The organism is Acidovorax sp. GW821-FHT10E03 (assembly GCF_059415205.1).
Genome location: NZ_JBWKMU010000006.1, coordinates 233,938 through 254,303, shown reverse-complemented (window position 1 = coordinate 254,303; position 20,366 = coordinate 233,938). Strand labels below are relative to the sequence as shown.

The 20,366-nt window shown below is 67.0% G+C and carries 18 protein-coding genes; 4 read left to right on the top strand and 14 right to left on the bottom strand.

The features are described from left to right. Window positions 1-3: 3 nt before the first annotated feature. Window positions 4-684 (bottom strand): hypothetical protein, encoded by a 681-nt coding sequence (locus tag AC07OD_RS12770; RefSeq protein WP_494596955.1) that lies wholly within the window; start codon window positions 682-684, stop codon window positions 4-6. 319 nt (window positions 685-1,003) lie between these two features. Between AC07OD_RS12770 and AC07OD_RS12765 the strand changes: the two genes are divergently transcribed. Together AC07OD_RS12765 and AC07OD_RS12760 are read left to right on the top strand one after the other, a co-directional pair. After that, window positions 1,004-3,604: an FG-GAP-like repeat-containing protein gene (locus AC07OD_RS12765; protein WP_494596953.1), complete on the top strand. Its 2,601-nt coding sequence runs from the start codon at window positions 1,004-1,006 to the stop codon at window positions 3,602-3,604. 332 nt (window positions 3,605-3,936) lie between these two features. Next, window positions 3,937-5,055 (top strand): helix-turn-helix transcriptional regulator, encoded by a 1,119-nt coding sequence (locus tag AC07OD_RS12760; RefSeq protein WP_494596951.1) that lies wholly within the window; start codon window positions 3,937-3,939, stop codon window positions 5,053-5,055. An 81-nt stretch (window positions 5,056-5,136) separates the two neighbouring features. On the opposite strand, the gene AC07OD_RS12755 is transcribed toward AC07OD_RS12760, so the two are convergent. From AC07OD_RS12755 to def, 12 genes are all read right to left on the bottom strand, one after another. Further along, on the bottom strand, window positions 5,137-6,135 hold the full coding sequence (locus tag AC07OD_RS12755) for a M14 family metallopeptidase (RefSeq protein ID WP_494596949.1): 999 nt from the start codon (window positions 6,133-6,135) through the stop codon (window positions 5,137-5,139). Further along, window positions 6,132-7,121 carry a Bug family tripartite tricarboxylate transporter substrate binding protein gene (locus AC07OD_RS12750; RefSeq protein ID WP_218297110.1) on the bottom strand — a complete coding sequence of 330 codons (990 nt, stop codon included), beginning with the start codon at window positions 7,119-7,121 and terminating at the stop codon, window positions 6,132-6,134. Before AC07OD_RS12750 ends, AC07OD_RS12755 begins: the two co-directional genes overlap by 4 nt. Before the next feature lie 197 nt (window positions 7,122-7,318). Further along, complete coding sequence (locus tag AC07OD_RS12745) at window positions 7,319-8,215, bottom strand: LysR family transcriptional regulator (RefSeq protein ID WP_218339419.1); 897 nt, start codon at window positions 8,213-8,215, stop codon at window positions 7,319-7,321. 54 nt (window positions 8,216-8,269) lie between these two features. Next, entirely contained in the window at window positions 8,270-9,097 is an 828-nt protein-coding gene (gene pyrF, locus AC07OD_RS12740) for an orotidine-5'-phosphate decarboxylase (protein ID WP_494596947.1), read from the bottom strand. Between the two features lie 166 nt (window positions 9,098-9,263). Then, window positions 9,264-9,821, bottom strand: coding sequence for a FlgO family outer membrane protein (locus AC07OD_RS12735; protein ID WP_494596945.1), 558 nt, complete (start codon window positions 9,819-9,821; stop codon window positions 9,264-9,266). Further along, the gene (locus tag AC07OD_RS12730; protein WP_218297114.1) at window positions 9,818-10,507 is read right to left on the bottom strand and encodes a hypothetical protein; all 690 of its coding nucleotides are present in this window, start codon (window positions 10,505-10,507) and stop codon (window positions 9,818-9,820) included. Before AC07OD_RS12730 ends, AC07OD_RS12735 begins: the two co-directional genes overlap by 4 nt. A gap of 209 nt (window positions 10,508-10,716) precedes the next feature. After that, window positions 10,717-11,916 carry a phosphoglycerate kinase gene (locus tag AC07OD_RS12725; protein ID WP_218297115.1) on the bottom strand — a complete coding sequence of 400 codons (1,200 nt, stop codon included), beginning with the start codon at window positions 11,914-11,916 and terminating at the stop codon, window positions 10,717-10,719. A gap of 98 nt (window positions 11,917-12,014) precedes the next feature. Further along, window positions 12,015-12,368, bottom strand: coding sequence for an AzlD domain-containing protein (locus AC07OD_RS12720; protein ID WP_218297116.1), 354 nt, complete (start codon window positions 12,366-12,368; stop codon window positions 12,015-12,017). Next, entirely contained in the window at window positions 12,365-13,189 is an 825-nt protein-coding gene (locus tag AC07OD_RS12715; RefSeq protein WP_369643740.1) for an AzlC family ABC transporter permease, read from the bottom strand. Before AC07OD_RS12715 ends, AC07OD_RS12720 begins: the two co-directional genes overlap by 4 nt. Next, entirely contained in the window at window positions 13,186-14,175 is a 990-nt protein-coding gene (gene fmt / locus AC07OD_RS12710; protein WP_494596942.1) for a methionyl-tRNA formyltransferase, read from the bottom strand. The genes AC07OD_RS12715 and fmt overlap by 4 nt, the downstream gene beginning before the upstream one ends. A gap of 28 nt (window positions 14,176-14,203) precedes the next feature. Beyond that, complete coding sequence (locus AC07OD_RS12705) at window positions 14,204-14,674, bottom strand: hypothetical protein (RefSeq protein WP_370627759.1); 471 nt, start codon at window positions 14,672-14,674, stop codon at window positions 14,204-14,206. 35 nt (window positions 14,675-14,709) lie between these two features. Continuing rightward, window positions 14,710-15,219 carry a peptide deformylase gene (def, locus tag AC07OD_RS12700; protein WP_218297120.1) on the bottom strand — a complete coding sequence of 170 codons (510 nt, stop codon included), beginning with the start codon at window positions 15,217-15,219 and terminating at the stop codon, window positions 14,710-14,712. Between the two features lie 199 nt (window positions 15,220-15,418). Here def and AC07OD_RS12695 point away from each other — a divergent pair, with 199 nt between their 5' ends. Both AC07OD_RS12695 and dprA read left to right on the top strand, forming a co-directional pair. Then, on the top strand, window positions 15,419-16,636 hold the full coding sequence (locus AC07OD_RS12695; protein WP_494596940.1) for a LysM peptidoglycan-binding domain-containing protein: 1,218 nt from the start codon (window positions 15,419-15,421) through the stop codon (window positions 16,634-16,636). Window positions 16,637-16,726: 90 nt separating this feature from the next. Beyond that, window positions 16,727-17,911: a DNA-processing protein DprA gene (gene dprA, locus AC07OD_RS12690; protein WP_494596938.1), complete on the top strand. Its 1,185-nt coding sequence runs from the start codon at window positions 16,727-16,729 to the stop codon at window positions 17,909-17,911. Between the two features lie 64 nt (window positions 17,912-17,975). Here dprA and AC07OD_RS12685 read toward each other — a convergent pair whose 3' ends face one another. Beyond that, window positions 17,976-20,351 carry a DUF1631 domain-containing protein gene (locus tag AC07OD_RS12685; RefSeq protein WP_494596936.1) on the bottom strand — a complete coding sequence of 792 codons (2,376 nt, stop codon included), beginning with the start codon at window positions 20,349-20,351 and terminating at the stop codon, window positions 17,976-17,978. Between the last annotated feature and the right edge of the window lie 15 nt (window positions 20,352-20,366).

Below are 20,366 nucleotides of genomic sequence, written 5' to 3'. Positions count from 1 at the left end.
GCGCTATTTTTTGGGGAGCAATTTGCGACGTCTTCGCAGCGTCTGCCCGGAGAGGCCGAGCAGGCCGGCGGCAGTGATGGCCAAGGCAAAGGGGTTGTCTACGGGCACGCTCTGCACGGCGGCTGCGGGCGCCGTGCCCACATTGGCCCAACTGGTATTGCCGTCGATGCTGCCGGGCGCTTCCCAGACGGTGCATCGGTCTTCGACATCGATGGCCTGGCATATCACGTTGTGGTAGGCGCCGCCCTCGGTGTTGACCGAGTCCAGCCGCATGTTGGCGCCGCTGTGCGGGCCGGGGTTCTGCCAGCGCAGGACGATCATCGACAGTGCCGTCAGCTGGCCCGCGGCATCGGTGGAGACATTCACTTGGTACAACCCCGCCACCTGCGGGTCCCCCAGGGTATAGGTGGTAACCCCGTCGAACACCGTGAATGCCAGGATGTTGCCGCCCGGAAAAAGGACATCGGCGTTGGCGAGGTTGGGCGCCAGCGGCACGGCCGTGGTGAAGGTGGCCGTCGGGGCCATGGCGGCGGTGAAGTTGGCGCAGTTGCCCGCGCCGCAGGGCGCCGTGTAGTTGTGCAGGCTGGCGGCGGCGTAGCCGTTGTTGGTGTAGCTGTAGGTGGCGGCCCAGGCGCCCGCGTGGGCGAAGGCGGCGAGGGCCAGCAGGGCAAGGTGTTTTCGCATGGGCGGTGTGTGGATGTGATGGGCGAAAAATGGCAGAAAAACTGCCCCAGCGCTTGCCCATCAAGCGCAAAAAGCTATGTTTTCAGGAGCAATTTCGCACCTGCCGCCCAGTCTATGGATTCCCCCGCCGCTGCGCCCCACCCCCAGGGGCGGGATGGCGAAGGGCTCGCTTTGCGCGCCACCACAGTCATCCACTGGCTTGCACCCGGTTGATCCGGGATGCCGGATTGTTTGTGGATGCGCCTATCCCCAGGGGTGGGGCGCCGGGGGACTTGGCTTCCTAAACTGATTTCCAGTGAAACAGTCGGATTCAAGAGCCATGAAAACTCCCAAAACAGCAACCAGATGGATAAAAGGGGCGAAAGGCGTTGCCATGGGCATTGCAGCCGCCGCCGCGTTCTGCGTGGCAGCGCTGCCAGCGCAAGCGGCCAATATCTATGGCCCGCCAGATTTGCAGGCCAATAGCGCCAGCAACGCCCCCAATGTTTCGACAGCGGCCGTGAGTGCTGACTTCAATAACGATGGCTATCCCGATCTGGCGGTTCTCAATGCTCAGACCGACCAGCTTCTCATCTATCTCGGCACTCCCATTGGCGGCCTGGCGCTCAAGCATGATTTCAATAACCTGGTGTTCGGCCTGCAAACACCCAACGGCATTTCTGCGGGCGACATGGATGGGGACGGCAAGATGGACCTGGTCATTACCGACCGTCTGGGTGTATCCATATTGAAAGGGTCGGGCAACAACAATGGGGATTTCAGTGCCCTGGCCCGGCCCGGGCTGGCGGATGCGAGTGATTATGGTGCTCAAAACCCCATGCTTGCCGATCTGAACCATGACGGGAAATTGGACATTGTTGTCGGCGTCTATGAACCAGGCGATTTGGGTGGAAATCACTATTTTGAGGTTTTGCAGAACGTCGGCTTGGGATTTTTCATATTGACGGGTCAATATGAGGTGTCCTACAGCGGTCTGGCCTCCTATAGCACTATACGTGAAACACAGCTGGCCGACATTGACGGCGATGGGGAAGCAGACCTGGTTTTTGTCGACGATGTTAATAGCCCAACGGTTTCATGGTTGAAAGGTACGGGCAACGGAGCATTTGCACCGCAAGCGCAACTTCTTGGTGTAGGCGCCGGCGTCGGTAATATTGAAGATATTGAAATCGCTGACGTCGATGGAGATGGCAAGCTGGATTTGCTCTTGCAGAACCAGTACGGCGAAGGTGTCTGGCTGGCCAAGGGCGTGGGCAACGGTATCTTTTTACCGAGCACCAAGCTTTTCGCCACGGGGGTTTCCAGCGGAGGCGGCCGCGACATGGGGCGAGTCATCGTCGCCGATGTGAATGGCGATGGCCGGCTGGACGTGATCTCCGATGGCTATGTGGGATTGCAGCAGGCCAACCACAGCTTTGTATTGAATGAGCATATTGGCTATTCGGTCACGCGCATGCTCGCCGCCATTGATCTGAATCGCGATGGCCGCGCCGATCTCGTGACTTCAGGCCCGGGGGCTGGAACAATTGCGGTTTTCAAGACCACTGCCCTTGCTGCTTCGTCCATCGTGACGACCGGCACGCCGCAGAGCACCGTTTTCAGTACCCCTTTTGCGCAACCCCTGTCGATCAAGGTGCTCGACAGCAATGGCGTGGGCGTGCCGGGCTTGGTGGTGAGCATGACCCCGGTGAACCCGGGGCCCAGCCTGCCCATCGCGTCCACGGGCTCGGGCACCACCAATGCGCAAGGTGTCTTCAGCTATACCCCGGTGGCCAATGGCGTGATGGGTTGTTATCAGATGAAGGGATTCATCACCGGCCTGGGCAATGTGCCGCTCTTCAATTTGTGCAATACCAACACGGACAGTCTGGCGGTCACGGCGGGCAACAACCAGACCACGCTGGTCAACACTGCCTTTGGCACGCCATTGCAGGTGCGGGTGACCGACGCCTCGAACAATCCGAAGGCCGGCGTCACGGTGACGTTCGGCGGCCCCAGCGTACCGTCGCGCGTGGTGCTGTCGTCGTCCACGGCCGTGACGGATGCGAACGGGTTCGCGGCGGTCACGGCCACCGCCACGGGCAAGTCTGGCGCCTACAGTGTCAGTGCCACGGCGCCTGGCACCACCGGTGCCTCTATCAAGCTGTCGAACTCCGCACCGGCCGGCGCCGCCGCCGCCATTGCCTTTGACGTGTCCACGCCGCAATGGACGTATGTCACCAAGCCGTTCTCGGCACCCGTCACGGCGCACGTGCAGGACTTTTTTGGCAACCCGGTGCAAGGCGCAACGGTTGTTTTTGCCATCACGACCGATCCGGTCTCGGGTGCCACGGCGAGTTTCTCGGCACTGACGGCGGTGACCGATGCCGCAGGCAACGCGCAGGTGAGCGGGACGGCCAACGGGTTTGTCGGCACCTACTCGGTGAAGGCCAGCGTGCAGGGCAGTGCGCTGGTCAGCCCCCAAACCCGTCTGCTGAGAAACGTGGCCGATCTGCCCAAGTTCATGACCACGGTGGGTGGCACGCCCCAAAGCACGCCGATCAATACCACCTTTGCCCAGAAACTGCGCGTGAAAGTCACTGGCTGGGACGGCAGCAACACGCCGCAGGTGCGTGTCTATTTCATCACCTCCGGCGGGGTGGTGCTGTCTGCGGAAAGCGCGCTGGCCGATGCCGGTGGGTTCGCGGAAGTCACGGCCACCGCTGATGCCACGGTGGGCCTGCACCAGGTCAGCGCCATTGTGTACGACACCGTGCTGGAGCAACCCATCACGCAGACGTTTGCCTTGACGAACATCGCGGGATCCATCCCGCCCGGCGGTGGCGGCGGCCCTGTGTCGGTGCCCGCGAACAGTCCGCTGGCACTGATGGGACTGTCCCTGGCCATGCTGGCCCTGGTCCGGCGCCGCATGGGGCGGTAACGCGCCCCCGGGGCCGAGGGCCTGCTTTCCTCCTGCGACAACGTTGGCAGGCATGTCATCCCGGCGGGCCGCAGGCGAACAGGGTGGCGTGCCCCTCGCTGGTCTTCCAGGCGGGCCGTCGCTCGCGCCCATGTGGACGCCGGTGGCCGGGGCCAGGAACGCGGGGAGTTTTTTCGTGGCGTGTCCGGGCCAGCCCCTGCCACTGACACGGCAGGAGTTCCCATCGCCCCCGGTGCCCCACCCCTGGGGGCGGGGCGCAGGGGCGGTGCGATGCGTTACGCTCCCGCCAGGTGCCGCATGGATGCGGCGCACCTGCCACGCGCCCTATGTCCATGTCCCTTTCCCGCACGCAGCAGCAGGCCCTGGCGCGCCTGCGGCAGATGGCCTGCCTGGATTTCAGCGGGCTGCAGCTCATCGAGCCTGTGCTGCACGAACTGCACCGCCTCATCGGCTTCGATAGCGGGGTTTTTTTCTATCCGGATGCCCAGGGGGCGCTGGACGCCTACATCGAGCCCTCACCCGCGCGCGAGTGGATGCACCTGTACTTCGACCCGCGGATGAAGGCGCAGGAGCTGAAGCTAGTGCGCTACAGCCTGCACGACTTCGACGCGGCCGTGCGCCATGAGCATGGGGTGCTGTTGATGGAGCAGATCCTCCAGGTCACTCACCACGAATTCATCCGCAGCGATTTCTACAACGAGCTGGCGCGGCCGTCGGAGTGGCAGGATTTTCTGAGCCTGGTGCTGCGCACGCCGCAAGGCCGGGGCGTGGGCTCGCTCAAGTTGTGCCGCAGGCCTGGCGCGCCGCGCTTTGCGCCTGAAGACATCGCCCTGCTTGAACGGACCTCGCCCTGGCTGGCGCGTGCCCTGCAGCCGGGCGAGCTGGATGCGCAGGACAGTGTGGTGCATGACAGCGCCATGCTGGTCGCCACGCCGCAGGGCAGGCTGCTGTGGACATCGCCCCAGGCAGACCAGCTGATGGCGCTGGCCTTTGGCATGCGCTGGTACCGCCGCAACGAGCTGCCACACGCGCTGTGCGTGTTGCTGGAGCGCCTGCGCTGGGTGGAGCAGGACGGCACCGGCCGGGGCCGGGCGCCAGCGCTGCCGCAACTGGACCTGCACAACGCCAGCGGCTGGTTTTCGCTGCGCGCCACGCAGATGGCGGCCGCGGCGGGGGCCGGTGAAGGCGACTTCGACGGCAGCCGGGCGGTGGGCATCCACATCACGCAGCGGGTGGCGCGCGTGGCGCGGCTGCTGCCCACGCTGCGCGCGCTGGGCCTGCCGCAGCGCCAGCAGGAGCTGGCCTACTGGCTCGCGCGCGGCGTGCCTGAAGAACAGATCGCCGCACGCATGGGCATCAGCGCCAACACCGCCACGTACCACCGGCGGCAGATCTACACGCGGCTGGGCGTGCAAAGCCGCAAGGAGCTGCAGGCCTATCTGGCGAAATAGCCATCCAATGACCCGCCAGCACATGTCTATCAAGCACTAGTAGCTAGCAAAAATGTAGCAAATCGCGCGACTTGTCGCCGCCTACAGCACACGTCGCCGCGCAAAACGCACCACCGTCACGCCCGCCCGCGCCTGCCGCACCGAGGGCATCACCAGCACGCAATCGTCGTACGGCGTGGCCACGGGCACGCCATCGTTATCGCCGATCACCGTGCCGGCCTTTTCGAAAACCTCCAGCCCGGTGTACGGCGCCACGAAGCGGAAGGCGCTGCTGGTGGCGACCACGGGGCCGGTCACTTCCAGCGCCCACTGGCGGGGCGCATCGGGCAGGCACCAGCCGGGCAACTGCTGCGCCAAGGCCTCGGCGCTAAGCACGCCGGACTGAGCGAGGAAACGCACACACTGGTCCTGCGCCACCGCGCGGCTGGCGGGGTCACCGTGGAAGCCACATTCGATGAGCAGGGAGCGGGTGTCCCCACCCTCGGCGTCCAGCCAACCGAAGCGGCCGTAGTCGCGCATGCGCACGCCGTCCTTGTGGCCTGCGTCCACCACGATGTGTTCGGGCGAGCGCATGGCGCGCGCCAGCTCCAGGTTGCGCGGCTGAGTGCCGGTGAGCAGCAGCGGTGCCGAGGGCTCGTGCATGGAGTGGATGTCGAGCAGCCAGTCTGCGCGGGCCACAAAAGGGCGCAACGCGGCGGCCCGGCGGCGCTCAGCCGTGTCGGCAGCGTCGATGCGCTCGTCCAGCCACTGGCGGTTGAGGTCTTCGTCGGTGAAGCGCGAGGCGTCGTGCTGGCGGGCGTCGAACCGGTCGAATGCATCGAGATTGCAGAACGCGAGCGTGAGGGTGCCGCGTTCGGGGCGCACGCCCGCTTCGAGCAGCCCCTTGAGGGCCCACGCGCCGCACAGCTCGTTGCCATGCACCAGGGCACTGACCATCACGTGGCGCCCGGGCTGCCCCGAGTCGAAATGCCACACGCCCTCGGTGCCGGTGTTGCCCGCGCGCCAGGCGCCGAGGTCGGGTGCGGGCAGTTCAAAACGCAGCGGCTGGGCCGCGTTGCTGTGGTCGTGTTGGGCGTTCATTCTTCGATCTTGGCGAATTCAACAATCTTCTTGTACTTGGCCACTTCGGCGGACAGGAACTGGTCGATGTTCACGTTGGTGGCGGCCACGGTGGAGCCGGTGGCTTCCATCTTCTTGCGGAATTCGGGCGACTGCAGGCTGTCGTTCAGGGCCTTCTTCACCTTGTCGAACACCGGCTTGGGCAGGTTCGCGGGTGCCATGAGGGCAAACCACACGCCGATGTCCACGTTCTTGTACTGCGGTGTTTCGGCCAGCGCCGGGATCTCGGGCGTGGTGGCCGAACGCTTGGCCTCGGTGGTGCCCAGGGCGATCACCTTGCCGCTTCGGATGTGCGGCAGGCCGCTGGAGAGCACGAACACGCCGTACTCCAGGTTGTTGCCCATGAGGTCGTTGGTCAGCGGCGCCACGCCGCGGTAGGGGATGTGCGTCATGAACAGCTTGCCCTGCTCCTTGACCATCTCGCCCGCCAAGTGCAGCGAGGTGCCCACGCCCGAGCTGCCGTAGCTGAACTTGCCGGGGTTCTTCGAGACCTTCTGCGTGAATTCGGCCAGGTTCTTCACGCCCGAGCCGGTGGACGCCACGAGCACCAGGGGCTGCGAGGCGATCAGGCCGATGGCGGTGAAGTCCTTCACGTCGTACTTCACCTTCTTGGTCACGAGCTTGTTGATGGCGATCTCGTTGCTCGCGCCCACCAGCAGGGTGTAGCCGTCCGGGGCCGCGCTGGCCACCTTCTGCGCGCCAATGGCGCCGCCCGCGCCGCCGACGTTCTCGATCACCACGGGCACGCCGAGCTTGTTGCCCAGCTCCGTGGCCACGGTGCGCGCCGTCAGGTCGGTGCTGCCCCCCGGCGGGTAGCCCACGACGATGGTGATGGGCTTGGAGGGGTAGGCGTCCTGCGCCAGCGCGGACGCGGCGGGCAAGCACAGGCCGCACAGCAGGGCGGTGGCGGCGGCCGTGGCACGGCGGCGGGAAAAGGTGTGGGGCATGGTTCGGGCTCCTGGGTCGTCGTGGGGGCTGGGCACCGCGCGCCCCGGGCCGGCGGTGCATGCATGCATGCAGGCCGGCCCCGGCGGCACGCGCGGTGGGTGGCACGATTGTGAAAAGGCGCGCCCCCCAGCGTGGTGCTGAAACGGCACGGTCTGTTGCCAAATGGGTTGCAGGCCCTGGTGGAAACCCCTGGGCTTCAGCGCTGGGAGAGGGCTTTCCACAGCGCCTCGGCCAGGGGCCCCAGGCGGCGCTTGGGCCGGTACAGGCGCACGTCGAAGCGCACTTCCATGCGCGCGTCGCCCGCGGGCGCCAGGCGCCGGGCCTTGCAATCGGCATGCACCATGGACCAGGGCAGCCAGGCCACGCCCAGGCCCTTTTGCACGTATTCGTAGTGGGCGTCGGCGGAGTCGCACTCCACCACGCGCTGCAGGCGCGGCGCGTGGGGGTTCTGCGTCAGGTGGTCTTCCACCAGCCGGCCCAGGGCCAGCTGGGGCGCGTAGGCCAGGTAGGGCACCAGTGCCGTGCCCTGCCCGAACCGGTGCAGCGCCTGGCCCTGCGCGGTGGCGCGCGACACGGGCACCAGCCGGTCGGAGGCCACGGTGACGTGCGTGAACTGGCGCGCGTCCAGCCGGATCGCCAGTGCCGGATGGTGGTAGACCAGCGAGAAGTCGGCCTCGTTGCGCTCGAGCATCGCCACGGTGTCGGCCAGGGCGCGGGTGCGGATGCACAGCTCGCCGTTCTGCAGGAGGGGCTGCAGCCGCACGAGCCAGTCGGCCACGACGGTGCGTGCCAGCGTGCGGCCCGTGGCGAGCGTCACGGTGCGGGCCTGCCGGCCGGCCAGGCTCTGCAGTTCCTCGTGCGATTGCGCCAGGCTGCGCGCCATGTGGCCTGCGGTCTCCAGAAAGCTCTGCCCCGCGGGCGTGAGCGAGACGGGGCCGCCGCCCCGCTCCACCAGCGGCGTTCCCGCCCAGGCCTCCAGCGCGCGGATGCGCCGGCCAAATGCGGGGTGCGTCACATGCCGCAGTTCGGCCGCGCGCGTGAAACTGCGCTCCTGCGCGAGAACGATGAAGTCTTCAAGCCACTTGAGCTGCATGGGCCGATCCGGGGTGCGGCGGCGGCGCGGGGCTGGGGGCCGTGCGGGTGCGGATCAGCGCGCGCGCGCCGCTTCGAGCACCGCGCGGGTGCGCTGGGCCTCGGTACGGGCGGCGGCCGCAAAGTCGCTGCCCTTGGATGCGTACAGGATCGAGCGCGACGAGTTCACGATGATCGGCCCCCCGTCGCGCAGCCCCGCCCGCACCGTGGCCACGGCATCGCCCCCCTGGGCTCCCACGCCGGGAATCAGCAGCGGCAGCGTGGGCGCGATGCCACGCACGCGTTCGATCTCCTGCGGGTAGGTGGCGCCAACCACCAGCCCCAGCTGGCCGTTCTTGTTCCAGGGGCCCTGCGCCAGACGCGCCACGTGCTCGTACATCAGCGGCTGGCCTTCGACGCTGGCCAGGCGCTGGGTCTGCAGGTCGTCGCCGCCCGGGTTGGAGGTGCGGCACAGCAGGAAGGCCCCCTTGCCGTGGTAGGCCAGGTAGGGCTCGATGGAGTCGAACCCCATGAAGGGCGACAGCGTGACCGCATCGGCGCCATAGCGCTCGAAGGCTTCCTTGGCGTACTGCTCGGCCGTGGAGCCGATGTCGCCCCGCTTGGCGTCCAGGATCACCGGCACGTGCGGCGCGTTGGCGCGCATGTGCTGCATCAGGCGCTCAAGCTGGTCTTCGGCGCCATGCGCGGCGAAGTAGGCGATCTGGGGCTTGAACGCACAGACCAGGTCGGCCGTGGCGTCCACGATGGCCGCGCAGAAGTCGTAGATCCTGTGCGTTTCGCCCTGCATTCCCACGGGAAACCGCGTGGGTTCCGGGTCCAGGCCCACGCACAGCAGGGAGTTGTTCTGCGCCGTGGCGTCGCGCAGCATGTCGGTGAAAGTCATGGGGCGTGATTTTAGGTGGGGGCATCCGCCGCGGCGGGGTTTTCTGGCGGCCGGGACGGCTGCCGTGGCACCGGCATGGCCTGGTGGCCGCCGGCGGGCAACAAAAAAGGCCGTCGAGACGGCCTTTTTGATTGCTCTTGTGCGGGACCGGCTTGCGGCCGGCCGCTCAGCGCTGTACGGCCAGCAGGCGCTGCACGTCGCGGTCGTTGGGCAGTGCGTAGTCGTAGCCGCGGATGATGCGGCTGTCTTCGGTGCGCACGAGTTTCAGGCTCACGTAGGTGTAGTTGGCCGCGGCCGAGTACGTACCGACGAGCACCAGCGACGCGTTGTGGCTGCGCGCGATGTCCTTGATCTCGCGCGACAGCAGCAGCTCGCCGGCGCCTTCGCGCACGAACACGTCGCCACGCAGCTTGATTTCCTTGACGTTGAAGCCGCTGGACGCCATGTGCGAGGCGTACTGCTCGGACAGCGTGCGGCCCAGGGGGGCTGAGCGGCTCAGGTCGTTCACGTTCACGATGGTGGCCACCAGGACCGGGCCGCTGCCTGCGGCGCTCAGGTCAAAGCCCGCGGTGAGCTTGGCGACGGCATCGCGGCTGTTGGCCAGGAACTGGTTGTTGGCGGCTTCCTGGTACGTGGGCTCCGTGCGCACGGGCGTGCCGTTGTTGGCGCAACCTGCCAGCAGGGCTGCGGCGGCCAGCGCGGTCAGAAGTGCTGTGGATTTCATTGCGAGACCACCTTCATGTTGACGTTCTTGTAGTACGAGGGGCGCAGGAACAACGGCGTGTCCGCGTTTTCCAGGTAGTACACATCGGTCTTGCGTGCCACGTACTGGCCGCCCCGCGTCACGGTGGTGGTCAGGATCATTTCGGTGTTGGTGGGGCCGCCCGAGTTGATGCTGGCGCCGTAGTCGGCCAGCGAGGTCAGGCCCAGCGTGGCCAGCATCTGCGCGTCCAGGTGTTCGTGGCGCAGGCCATAGGCGGCCATCAGGCCCGCGGCGATCATGGTGAACTGGCCGGGAATGAAATGGGGGCGCGGGCTGTTGTGGCGAACGACCTGCGTGTTGTAGGTCACGTTGAGCGTCTGGCCGGGGTCTTGCAGCACGGGGGCGCCGCTCTGGACCAGCTTGGTGATCAGGAAGTCGCGGAACGCCAGGTCGAACGGGCTGGGGTTGGGCGGCAAGGCCACATGCAGCGGCGTGCCCGGCGCCATGCCAGACTTGTCGAGCGTGCTGAGCGTTTGCGCCACCACGTCGTTGGAAACCAGTTCCCAGTGACCGGCGGAGCGGACCTTGGGTTGTACCGTGAGCTCAAAGTTTTCCGCCAGGGGAATGGGCGAACGATAAGCACATCCCGCCAAAGTAGCCACAGCGCCGGCGAGCACCGCCAAGCTGACTGCCTTTGAAAATTTCATGATTCCCTCCTACGGACTTTGAGAGGCGGGGACATGAACAGATACATCCCACGCGATTGAAAAATAATTCTGGGCGCGATACTCAACAAAAACAAGAAAAAATTGAGGTAACTGCGCCCAGACACACGCAATTCGTTGTTTTTGGTCACAGATTGGCGTGCTTGCTTACGCGCGGCTGCATTTGCTTGTGCGTCCGCGTGTAACAAATTTCAAACACTGGTAACGGCGCGTTTTTCGAGGATTTCAAACGCGGGCAGCGTCTTGCCTTCCAGCACTTCCAGGAAGGCCCCACCTCCCGTGGAGATGTAGCCCACCTGCTTGTCGATGCCGTATTTGGCGATGGCCGCCAGGGTGTCGCCACCACCGGCGATGCTGAACGCGGGCGAGTCGGCGATGGCCTTGGCGATCTCGCGCGTGCCGTTCTCAAAGGCGGCGAATTCGAAGACGCCCACGGGGCCGTTCCAGACGATGGTGCCTGCCGACTTGAGCTGGGCGGCCAGGCGGGCGGCGGTGTCGGGGCCGATGTCCAGGATCAGGTCGTCCTCGGCCACATCGGCCGCGGCCTTGACGGTGGCGGGGGCGTCGGCGGCAAAGCTCTTGGCGGTGACCACGTCGGTCGGGATCGGCACTTCCGCGCCCCGCGCCTTCATGGCGGCGATCACGGCGCGCGCTTCTTCCAGCAGGTCGGGCTCGGCCAGGCTCTTGCCGATGGGCAGGCCCGCCGCCAGCATGAAGGTGTTGGCAATGCCGCCCCCCACGATGAGCTGGTCCACCTTGTCGGCCAGGCTCTTGAGGATGGTGAGCTTGGTCGATACCTTGGAGCCCGCCACGATGGCCGCCAGCGGGCGCTGGGGATGGGCCAGGGCTTTGGTCAGGGCATCGATCTCGGCCGACAGCAGCGGGCCGGCGCAGGCGATCGGTGCGAACTGGGCGATGCCGTAGGTCGTGCCTTCGGCGCGGTGGGCGGTGCCAAAGGCATCGTTCACGAAGATGTCGCAGAGAGCGGCCAGCTTGCGGGCCAGGTCTTCCTTGTTCTTCTTCTCGCCCACGTTCAGGCGGCAGTTCTCCAGCAGCACGACCTGGCCGGGGGCGACGGCGACGCCGTCCACCCAGTTCGAGACCAGGGGCACCTCGCGGCCCAGCAGCTCGGCCAGGCGCGCGGCCACGGGGGCCAGGGAATCCTCGGGTTTGAATTCGCCTTCGGTCGGACGGCCCAGGTGGCTGGTCACCATCACCGCGGCGCCGGCGTCCAGCGCCATGCGGATGCAGGGAATGGATGCGCGGATGCGGGTGTCTTCGGTGATGCGGCCGGCGTCGTCCTGTGGAACGTTCAGGTCGGCGCGGATGAAGACGCGCTGGCCTTGGGCCTTGCCCTGGGCACAGAGATCGGAAAAGCGGAGGATGTTCATGGGAGGGGGCTTCCTGGTGGGGGCACGTGGATCAGGGCCGCCATTTTAGGCGGCCCCACCCGCGGCCCCATCCCGCGGCCCTGCCCCGCCACCGATCCCTACCAGCCCCATCCGATGTGCAGCGGCAGGTACACGGCCATGCCGACCACGATGGTCCCCAGGATGCCCCGCCGCCAGAAGTAGTACGCGCTCGCGCACAGGACGGCGGGGAGCCGGGCGTCCATGAGCGTATCGATGAGCTCGCCCCGGGTGATGAGGATCTCGGGCGCGATCACGGCCGTCAGGGCGGCCAGTGGCGCGTACTTGAGGCCGCGCTTGAGCCAGTCGGGCAGGGGCAGCTCGCGCTCGGGAATCATGAAGAAGGAGCGCGAGACCACCGTGATGACGGCCAGCCCCGCCACGGCGATGAAGGGTTCCAGCAGATCCCACCAGGACGACCAGGGCGCATTCATGGGTGGCGCTCCTCGCGCAGCGGCACGATGTCGCCCGCCTCGACGTGTTCGCGTTCCTCGGGCGGCATCACGCTGTCAGCGGGCACCAGCAGCAGTTCCGGCTTGTGGCGGCGGCGGTCCACGGCCTCCATGAGCAACCCCGCGGCCACGGCGGCGGCCAGGGCCACCAGGATGTTGAGCTTGAGCGGCAGCGCGAAGGCCGCGATCGCGGCCGTCGCGGCGACACCCGTGGCGAGCCAGGTGGCCCGGTCGAACAGCAGCGACAGCAGCACGCCCAGCAGCGCCAGCACGCCCGCGAACCCCAGGCCCCAGGACAGCGGCACGGCATTGGCCAGGAAGATGCCCGCGATGGACGGCACCTGCCAGGCCAGCCAGTTGGTGGCCGCCGCGCCCCAGAAGTACGGCAACTGCTCGGGCTGCGGGCGCGGTTCGGGAAAGCGTTTCATGAAGGCCACATAGATCACGTCGCCGCTGAAATAGCCCACGGCCAGCCGCTGCCGCACGGGCAGGTGCGCGAAGTAGCTGCGCCACATGCTGCTGAAGATCACGAAGCGCAGGTTCACGCAACTGGCCGTGAGCCAGACCACCCACAGCGGCGCGCCCGCCGCCATCAGCGGGATGACCGCCAGCTGTGCGCTGCCGGCATACACCACCAGGGACATGAAGACGGCCATGCCGATGGGCAGGCCGCTCTTGACCATGACCACCCCGGTGACCAGGCCCCACGCGCCAATGCCCACGGCCGTGCCCACCATGTCGGTGGCGGCCATGCGAAAGGAGGGGTGGCGCAGCGTGCGGCCGACGAGGTCCCTGCGGCTCATGCCGGCGCCACCGCCGCGGCGGGCGCGGCGCCCAGCACCATGCCGGGCTGCAGGTCGAACCCCCGCAGGAAATCCGCTGCCGCCAGCCGCTTGCCGCCGGCGCGCTGCAAGGTGGTCAGGCGCAGCGCGCCTTCGCCGCAGGCCACCGCCACGCCCTGGCCGTCCACCGAGATTATCTGGCCGTGGTGCTTTCCAGTATTGGGTGTATTGCTATCTATTTCATAGCTCCATACCTTGATCGTTTCTCCTGCGCATTCGGTGCTGGCGCCAGGAAAGGGATCGAAGGCCCGGATGCGCTGCCCGATCAGCGTGGCAGGCAAAGACCAGTCGATGGTGCTTTCGGCTTTTTCGATCTTGTGGGCATAGGTGATGCCTTCGGCTGGCTGGGGTTCTGTCCGCAGGCCCCCGCAGGCGGCCAGTTCGAGCGCTTCCACGATCATGCGGCCGCCCAGGGAGGCCAGCCGGTCGTGCAGGGAGGCGGTCGTGTCCGTCGGCGCGATGGCCAGCCGCTCCGTGAGCAGCATGGGCCCGGTATCGAGGCCAGCGTCCATCTGCATGATCGTGATGCCGGTTTCCGCGTCCCCGGCTTCGATGGCGCGGTGGATGGGCGCCGCGCCGCGCCAGCGCGGCAGAAGGCTGGCATGGATGTTCAGGCATCCCCGTGGCGGGAGGTCCAGCACCCACTGCGGCAGGATGAGCCCATAGGCGGCCACCACCATCACATCGGCCTGGGCGGCCAGCAGGGCGTCGCGCGCTGCGGCGGCATCGTCCGGGTATTTGCCTTCCAGGCGCAGGCTGCGCGGCTGGGCGACGGGAATGCGGTGGTCCAGCGCGCACTGCTTGACGGGAGACGCCTGGAGCTTCATGCCGCGGCCCGCGGGGCGATCGGGCTGGGTGAGGACCAGCGGGACGGTGAAGCCTGCGGCCAGAAGCTGTTCCAGCGCCGCGCGGGCGAATTCGGGCGTGCCGGCAAAAATGACTCTCATGGAAACCAATGGGGTGGTGCGCGGCAGGTCAGTCGCGCGTGTTGTCGAAGTTGGGCTGTTCGTCCGTGAACATCACGAGCCGCACCACGCCCTGGCGGTCCAGGTGGACATGGGCCAGGCGCGGGTCGGAATTCTGGCGGAAGCGGTAGGTCCAGATGTCGCCATCAAAACGCGCCACCCGTTCCACGCGCAAGGGGGCGCCGAAGGTGCGCTGCACATCGGCGAGGGTCCAGGCTCCGACGGGGATGTTCTCAAAGCGTGTCTGCGTCAGCACCTGTTCGTTGCGCACCAGCTTGCCGCTGGCGTCGAAATCCAGGTTATAGGCCGCAAACCCCGCGGGAAGCTCGGAGTACAGCAGCCGCTCGCCGCCCGGCAGGGAGAAGGTGGCGGTGGGTGGTCCCAGCCTGGCGATGACATCGGCGCGCAGCGCGCCGGGCGTTTCACGGGCGGGTAGCGCGCAGCCCGCGAGCTGGACCACCAGCGCCGACAGCGCCAGCACTCCGCCACCCCTGAGGGTGCAGAGCGCCGGGCGGGTCACTCGCGCGCCCCCCGCTGCTGCTTGATCATCTTGGTCTTGATGCGGTTGCGCTTGAGCGGCGAGAGGTATTCCACGAACACCTTGCCCATCAGATGGTCCATCTCGTGCTGGATGCAGACTGCCAGCAGGCCATCGGCCTCGATGACGCGCGACTGTCCCTGCGCATCCAGTGCCCGCACATGCACGGCATCGAAGCGCTCCACGCCGTCATAGATACCGGGCACCGAGAGGCAGCCCTCGTCGTTGAGGTGTTTTTCCGCACTGGTCCAGACAAGTTCCGGATTGATCAGCACCAAGGGCGCGTCGCGCTCCTCGGACACGTCGATGACGACCAGCCGCTCATGCACGTCCACCTGGGTGGCGGCCAAGCCGATGCCGTGGGCGTCGTACATGGTGGCGAGCATGTCGGCCGCCAGCTTTTGGACGCGGTCATCCACCGCCTCGATGGGGCGGGCGACCTTGTGGAGCCGGGGGTCCGGGTAACAGAGAATGGGAAGGATTGCCATGGATGCTGCCGAGAGATGTCGCTATTTTCGCCACTTTTGAGGTTCGCCGCAGCGTTGCAGGCCAATAATCGTTGCCGAATCAAGGGCTTGAGCAGAGAATCTAAGAGGGTTTGTAACGTATTTGCCCGGTCGCCCGCATGCTGCTGGCACCGAGGCGCCAGTGAGGGGGCGTTTCACAATGCATGAGAAGAGGAACAACATGACGGCATTCACCAGCGTTCGGCGGACCGCCCTGGGCGCGCTCACCATGATCGCTGGCGCTTTGCTGATCGCCCCGGCCCAGGCGCAGAACCACCCCATCTCCAGCGGCCAGCGCGCGACCGCACAGCAGGTATCGGAGCGTGGCGTTCCCCTTTCGGAGCTGGCGCCCAACGCACCGGATACCTATACCGTCAAGCGCGGCGACACGCTGTGGGGCATTTCGGGCATGTACCTCAAGCGTCCCTGGCGCTGGCCCGAGCTGTGGGGCATGAACCTCCAGTCCATTCCGAACCCCCACCTGATCTACCCGGGCCAGACGCTGTATCTGGACAAGGATGGAGGCTACGCACGCCTGCGGACCACGCCCCCGGGCGTGGCGGAACCCGAGACGCAGACGGTGCGCGTGTCTCCGCGCACCCGCAGCGACAGCCTGGCCAGCACCGCGCTGCCCACCCTCAAGCCCCACCTGATCGAGCCTTTCCTCGTGGAGCCCCTGGTGGTGGATGCCCAGGTGCTGCAGCGCGCTCCCCGCATCATCGCTACCACCGAAGACCGGGTGCTGATGGCCAGTGGCGACCGGGCCTATGTGCGCGGGGATGCTTCCGCACCCGTTCGAGCCGAGGCGGGCGAGCCCCGTTTCTTCCGTGTCTTTCGCGATGCCGTGGCCATGAAGGATCCCGTGACGGGTGAAATCCTGGGGTACGAAGCGCAGTATCTGGGCAAGGCCGAGCTGGTGCGGGGAGAGTCTTTCGAGGACATCCCCAACGGCAAGGGCGGCTATGTTTCCGAGTATGTGCCTGCCACGGTGGATCTGTCGGGCACCAAGGAGGAGATCCGCGCGGGGGACCGCATCCTGCCTGCGCCCGCCCGGGTCTTTACCAGCTACACACCCCGTGCGCCCCATATCGACGTCGACGCGCGGGTCGTCTCCATCTACGGTAGCTTCTCGGCGGCCTACGCCGCCCAGAACCAGGTGGTTGCGATCAACCTGGGCTCGCAGGACGGCATCGAGCCGGGCCATGTGCTGTCGTTGCTGACCAAGGGCGATCGCATCAAGGATGTGACCGGCGATGCGAAGACCATGGTCAAGCTGCCCAGTGAGAACAACGGAACCGCCATGGTGTTCCGGACCTTCGACCGGGTTTCGTATGCCCTGATCCTGGAGATTCGCAGTGGCGTGCGGGTTGGCGACCGCCTGGTGAATCCCCAGGAGTAACTGCGCGGACCTGCCGGGGCCGCGAAGCCGCCCAGGGGCGGCACGGGCCCTGGCCTGTTTTGCTGCTGTTTGCCTTCTACAACCGCCATCATGGACCGCGACGAGCTGGGAGCATGGTTGCGCCTCACCCTCTCCGCGGGGGTGGGCAATGGCGCCGCACGGCGCCTGCTGGCGCGCTTTGGCCTGCCCCAGGCGGTCTTCCAGCAATCGGAGTCTGCGCTGCAGCAATGTGTGACCTTGGCCCAGGCCAAGGCGCTGTGCGCCGTGCCCACCGAATGGGAAGCGCTGCTCGATACCACCTGGCAATGGCTGGAGGGCGCCGATCCCCAGGGGCCTGCGCGCGCGGTGGTCACGCTGGGTGACCACCGGTATCCACAGTCTCTGCTGGATACCGAAGACCCGCCGCTGCTGATGTACCTGATGGGCCCGGCCCGGCTGGTCACGCAGGCCCCGTTTCCCGTTGGCCGGTGCCTCGCGGTGGTCGGAAGCCGCAATCCCACCGCCCAAGGCGCGGACAACGCGCGGCTTTTTTCCCGGACACTGCGCGGGGCGGGCCTCACCATTGTCTCGGGGCTTGCGCTGGGGGTGGATGCTGCGGCCCATGAAGGGGCGCTGGACGTTGACACTGAAGCTGCGGCGCAGGTTGCACCTGCCACCATTGCCGTGGTGGGCACGGGGCTCGACCGTGTCTATCCGCGCAAGAACCTGGACCTCGCGCACCGCATCGCCACGCACGGGCTTCTGGTCAGCGAGTACCCCCTGGGCACGCCACCGCTGGCCGCCAATTTTCCCAAGCGCAACCGCATCATTTCCGGCCTCTCCCAGGGGACTTTGGTGGTCGAGGCGGCACTGGCCTCGGGGTCGCTGATCACTGCCCGAATGGCGGCCGAACAGGGCCGCGAAGTGTTTGCGATTCCCGGCTCCATCCACGCACCGCAATCACGGGGCTGCCATGCGCTGATACGCCAGGGGGCCAAGCTGGTGGAGTCCGCGCAGGACGTGCTGGAAGAGTTGCGCCTGCCTTCCGCCCCGGCGGTGGACAGGCAGCTCGTTGACTCCGGATCAGCATGCAGCAACACCGACCCGGGCATCCCCGGGGGGGCAGACAGCCCTGTGCTGAAGGCCCTGGGTTTTGACCCCATGGGCGTGGATGCCCTGGTGGCCCGCACCGGCATGGATGCGGCGTCGCTGCAGGTGGCGTTGCTGGAGCTGGAGCTCGAGGGCCGCGTTGCCCGTTTGCCGGGCGGCCTGTTCCAGCGGCTGGGGACCGCCTGAGGCGCCCCCTCTGGACGGTGGTGGTTCGGGCGCGCGCCGCTTCGTTCGGTGCGCCCGGGCCTGGTCAGTCCAGAAGCCGCTCGGGGTTGGCGTCCAGCTTGGCCAGCGCATCGCGCGTGGCGCGCAAGGTCAGGCCCTCTTCGTCCTGGGCCACGAGCAAGCCGGCCTGCAGATAGGCTGCGAGCCTGCGCAACTGGATCAGGTAGCTGCTGCCGTCGACAGCGGCGAACAAATGCAGCTGCTTGCGCTGGCTTTGCCAGGCATATTGGACCTGGGCCGATGCCCCGTTGTGGTCCAGCGTGTACCAGGTGCCAGGCTGCAGTTCCTGGGCCCAGGCGACCATGTCGTCCTGAACGGGCGCGCCGTTGTCGGCGACCACATGGATGGACGAGGCATCAATGCCCAGCATCATCTCGATGTTGTCGGCGTTGAGCGGCATGTCGCCCAGCGTCGCGTCGTTGATGAAATCCTCAAGGTTGGCCAGGCGCTTGGCCATGGCGTCGATGTGTGCCTGCGGAATGGATGCCGTCTTGGAGAGGAAGGCGTCGGCCAGCGTGTCGGTGAGGACCTTGATCTGCGCATCCTGCGCCGGGCCATTCACCCCCATCAGGGCCAATCCCTGGCGCAGGCGTTGCAGCAGGCCCGGAAGATTCTGGATGACCTGCGCGCGGTCGCTGCGGTTGGGCTTGGCGCTGGCCGCCCAGACCAGGTCCGCGGCCGTGCGCTTGAGCGATACGGTGTCTGCGTGCTGCGGGCCGTCGCGCACGGCCGACAGGGCCAGCACCTCGGCCCAGGTCTTGAAGAGAAACTCGCGGATCTCGTCGCGCACCGGCATGTCGCGCAGCATCGTGCGCAGCTCGATGGTGTACTGGATCGCCAGGGTTTCTTTCTGCTCGACCTGCTGGGCCACCGTGACCAGGCGCGAGGTGGCCTGCTTTTCGGTGAGGAACTTGGACAGGAATTTCTCGAACTCGTCGTAGACCAGCTGGAACACACGCCGGCCGGTCTCGGGGTACTGCTCGATCACCTGGACCACGCGGCGGATTTCCGCCTCCAGCGCGCTGCCATTGATGCTGGTGGCATCAAAGCCCATCACGCAGGCCCCCATGCGGTCGATCAATTGGCGCGCGGGGTGGTTGAGGTTGCTGAAGAACTCTGGCTCGGCCAGCGCCACGCGCAGCACGGGCACCTGAAGCCGGGCAAACCAGACACGCACGGCCGGCGGGATGCGGTCCTCGGCCAGGATGCTCTGGAACATCAGGGCCACCACTTCGATGATGGCTTTTTCCCCGGCGGTGGAGGCCTTCTTCTTGAGCTCGGTCGAGCGTTCGCGCACCGCGCCCGCCAACTGCACCACGGCCGCGGGACTGTAGTCTTCCATCAGGGTGGCCACGCCACTGTAGTAGGTGTCGGCGTGCACGCGGTGGGCGGTGAGGGCATGGGCGAGCGCGGCCGAAGCCGGCGGGGCATTGACCATGTCGAACCCGGTCGCCGGTTGCGTCAGCAGCCTGCGCAGTTGCCCCATCACGCCCTGCGCCCGCTGGCGGGCCCGCGCCAGCGGGGTCATGCCCGTGGCAAACCCCGTGGGCAGGCCATGCCGCGGATAGCCCGCCGGCGGCCTGCCGCCGGGCAGGTGATGCTGGGGCATGGGGTGACCGCCGCCCGGCTGGGGGATGCCGCCGCCGCGCGCCGCAGCCATGGCTTCCCGCGTCTGGGCCAGCGCCTGGGACGCCAGGCCCCCGGCACCAGAGTTGCTGGCGCCACCGGCAACCGTGCCGCCCGAAGTGCGCCGCACGCGCGACTTGAGGTCGGCCTGGGGCGTGACGCCCTGCTCCACATAGAACACATTGACGGCCTGGTACTGCTTCTGGAGCAGGTTGGCCAGTTCCCGCTGCAACGGGTCCACCACGGTCTGCAGGTCGGTGCGGGGCAGGCCGGCCTCGACCCACTGCTCGACCAGCAGCAGGCACACGGCGTCGGGCCGGAGGATGTCGCTGCTGTCGAGCTCCTGCCCTTCCAGCGACTGGGTGCGCTGGCGCAAGGTGTCGAACTGGTGGCTGACCTGTTCGCTGACCGTGAGGGCCATGCGGGAAGCCAGGATCTTGTTTTCCACCACGTCGTCGCTCAGCAGCTCGAACTGGGGGCTCGCGCCGCCGGTGGCGAGGGTGCCGCGGGTGGTGCTGCTGTGCGGCGCCAGCGCATCGCGCCAGGCCTTGCCGGTGCGTTCGGTCCAGGCAGCATGGTGCTGCTGATATTGCATCCAGGCATCGCGGTGCGCCTGCATTTCGCGCGCTGTGCCCGTCTGGGACATCAGCGTTGTCAGGAAATCCAGGACCGTCTTGTCCAGGTCCGGGAGTCCGCCGCACAGCCCCTCTACGAACCGCTGGCGCGCCTGGCGGGCCAGGCGGCGCTGTGGAACGGAAGGGGGCGTGGCTTGCATGGACCGATATTAGCG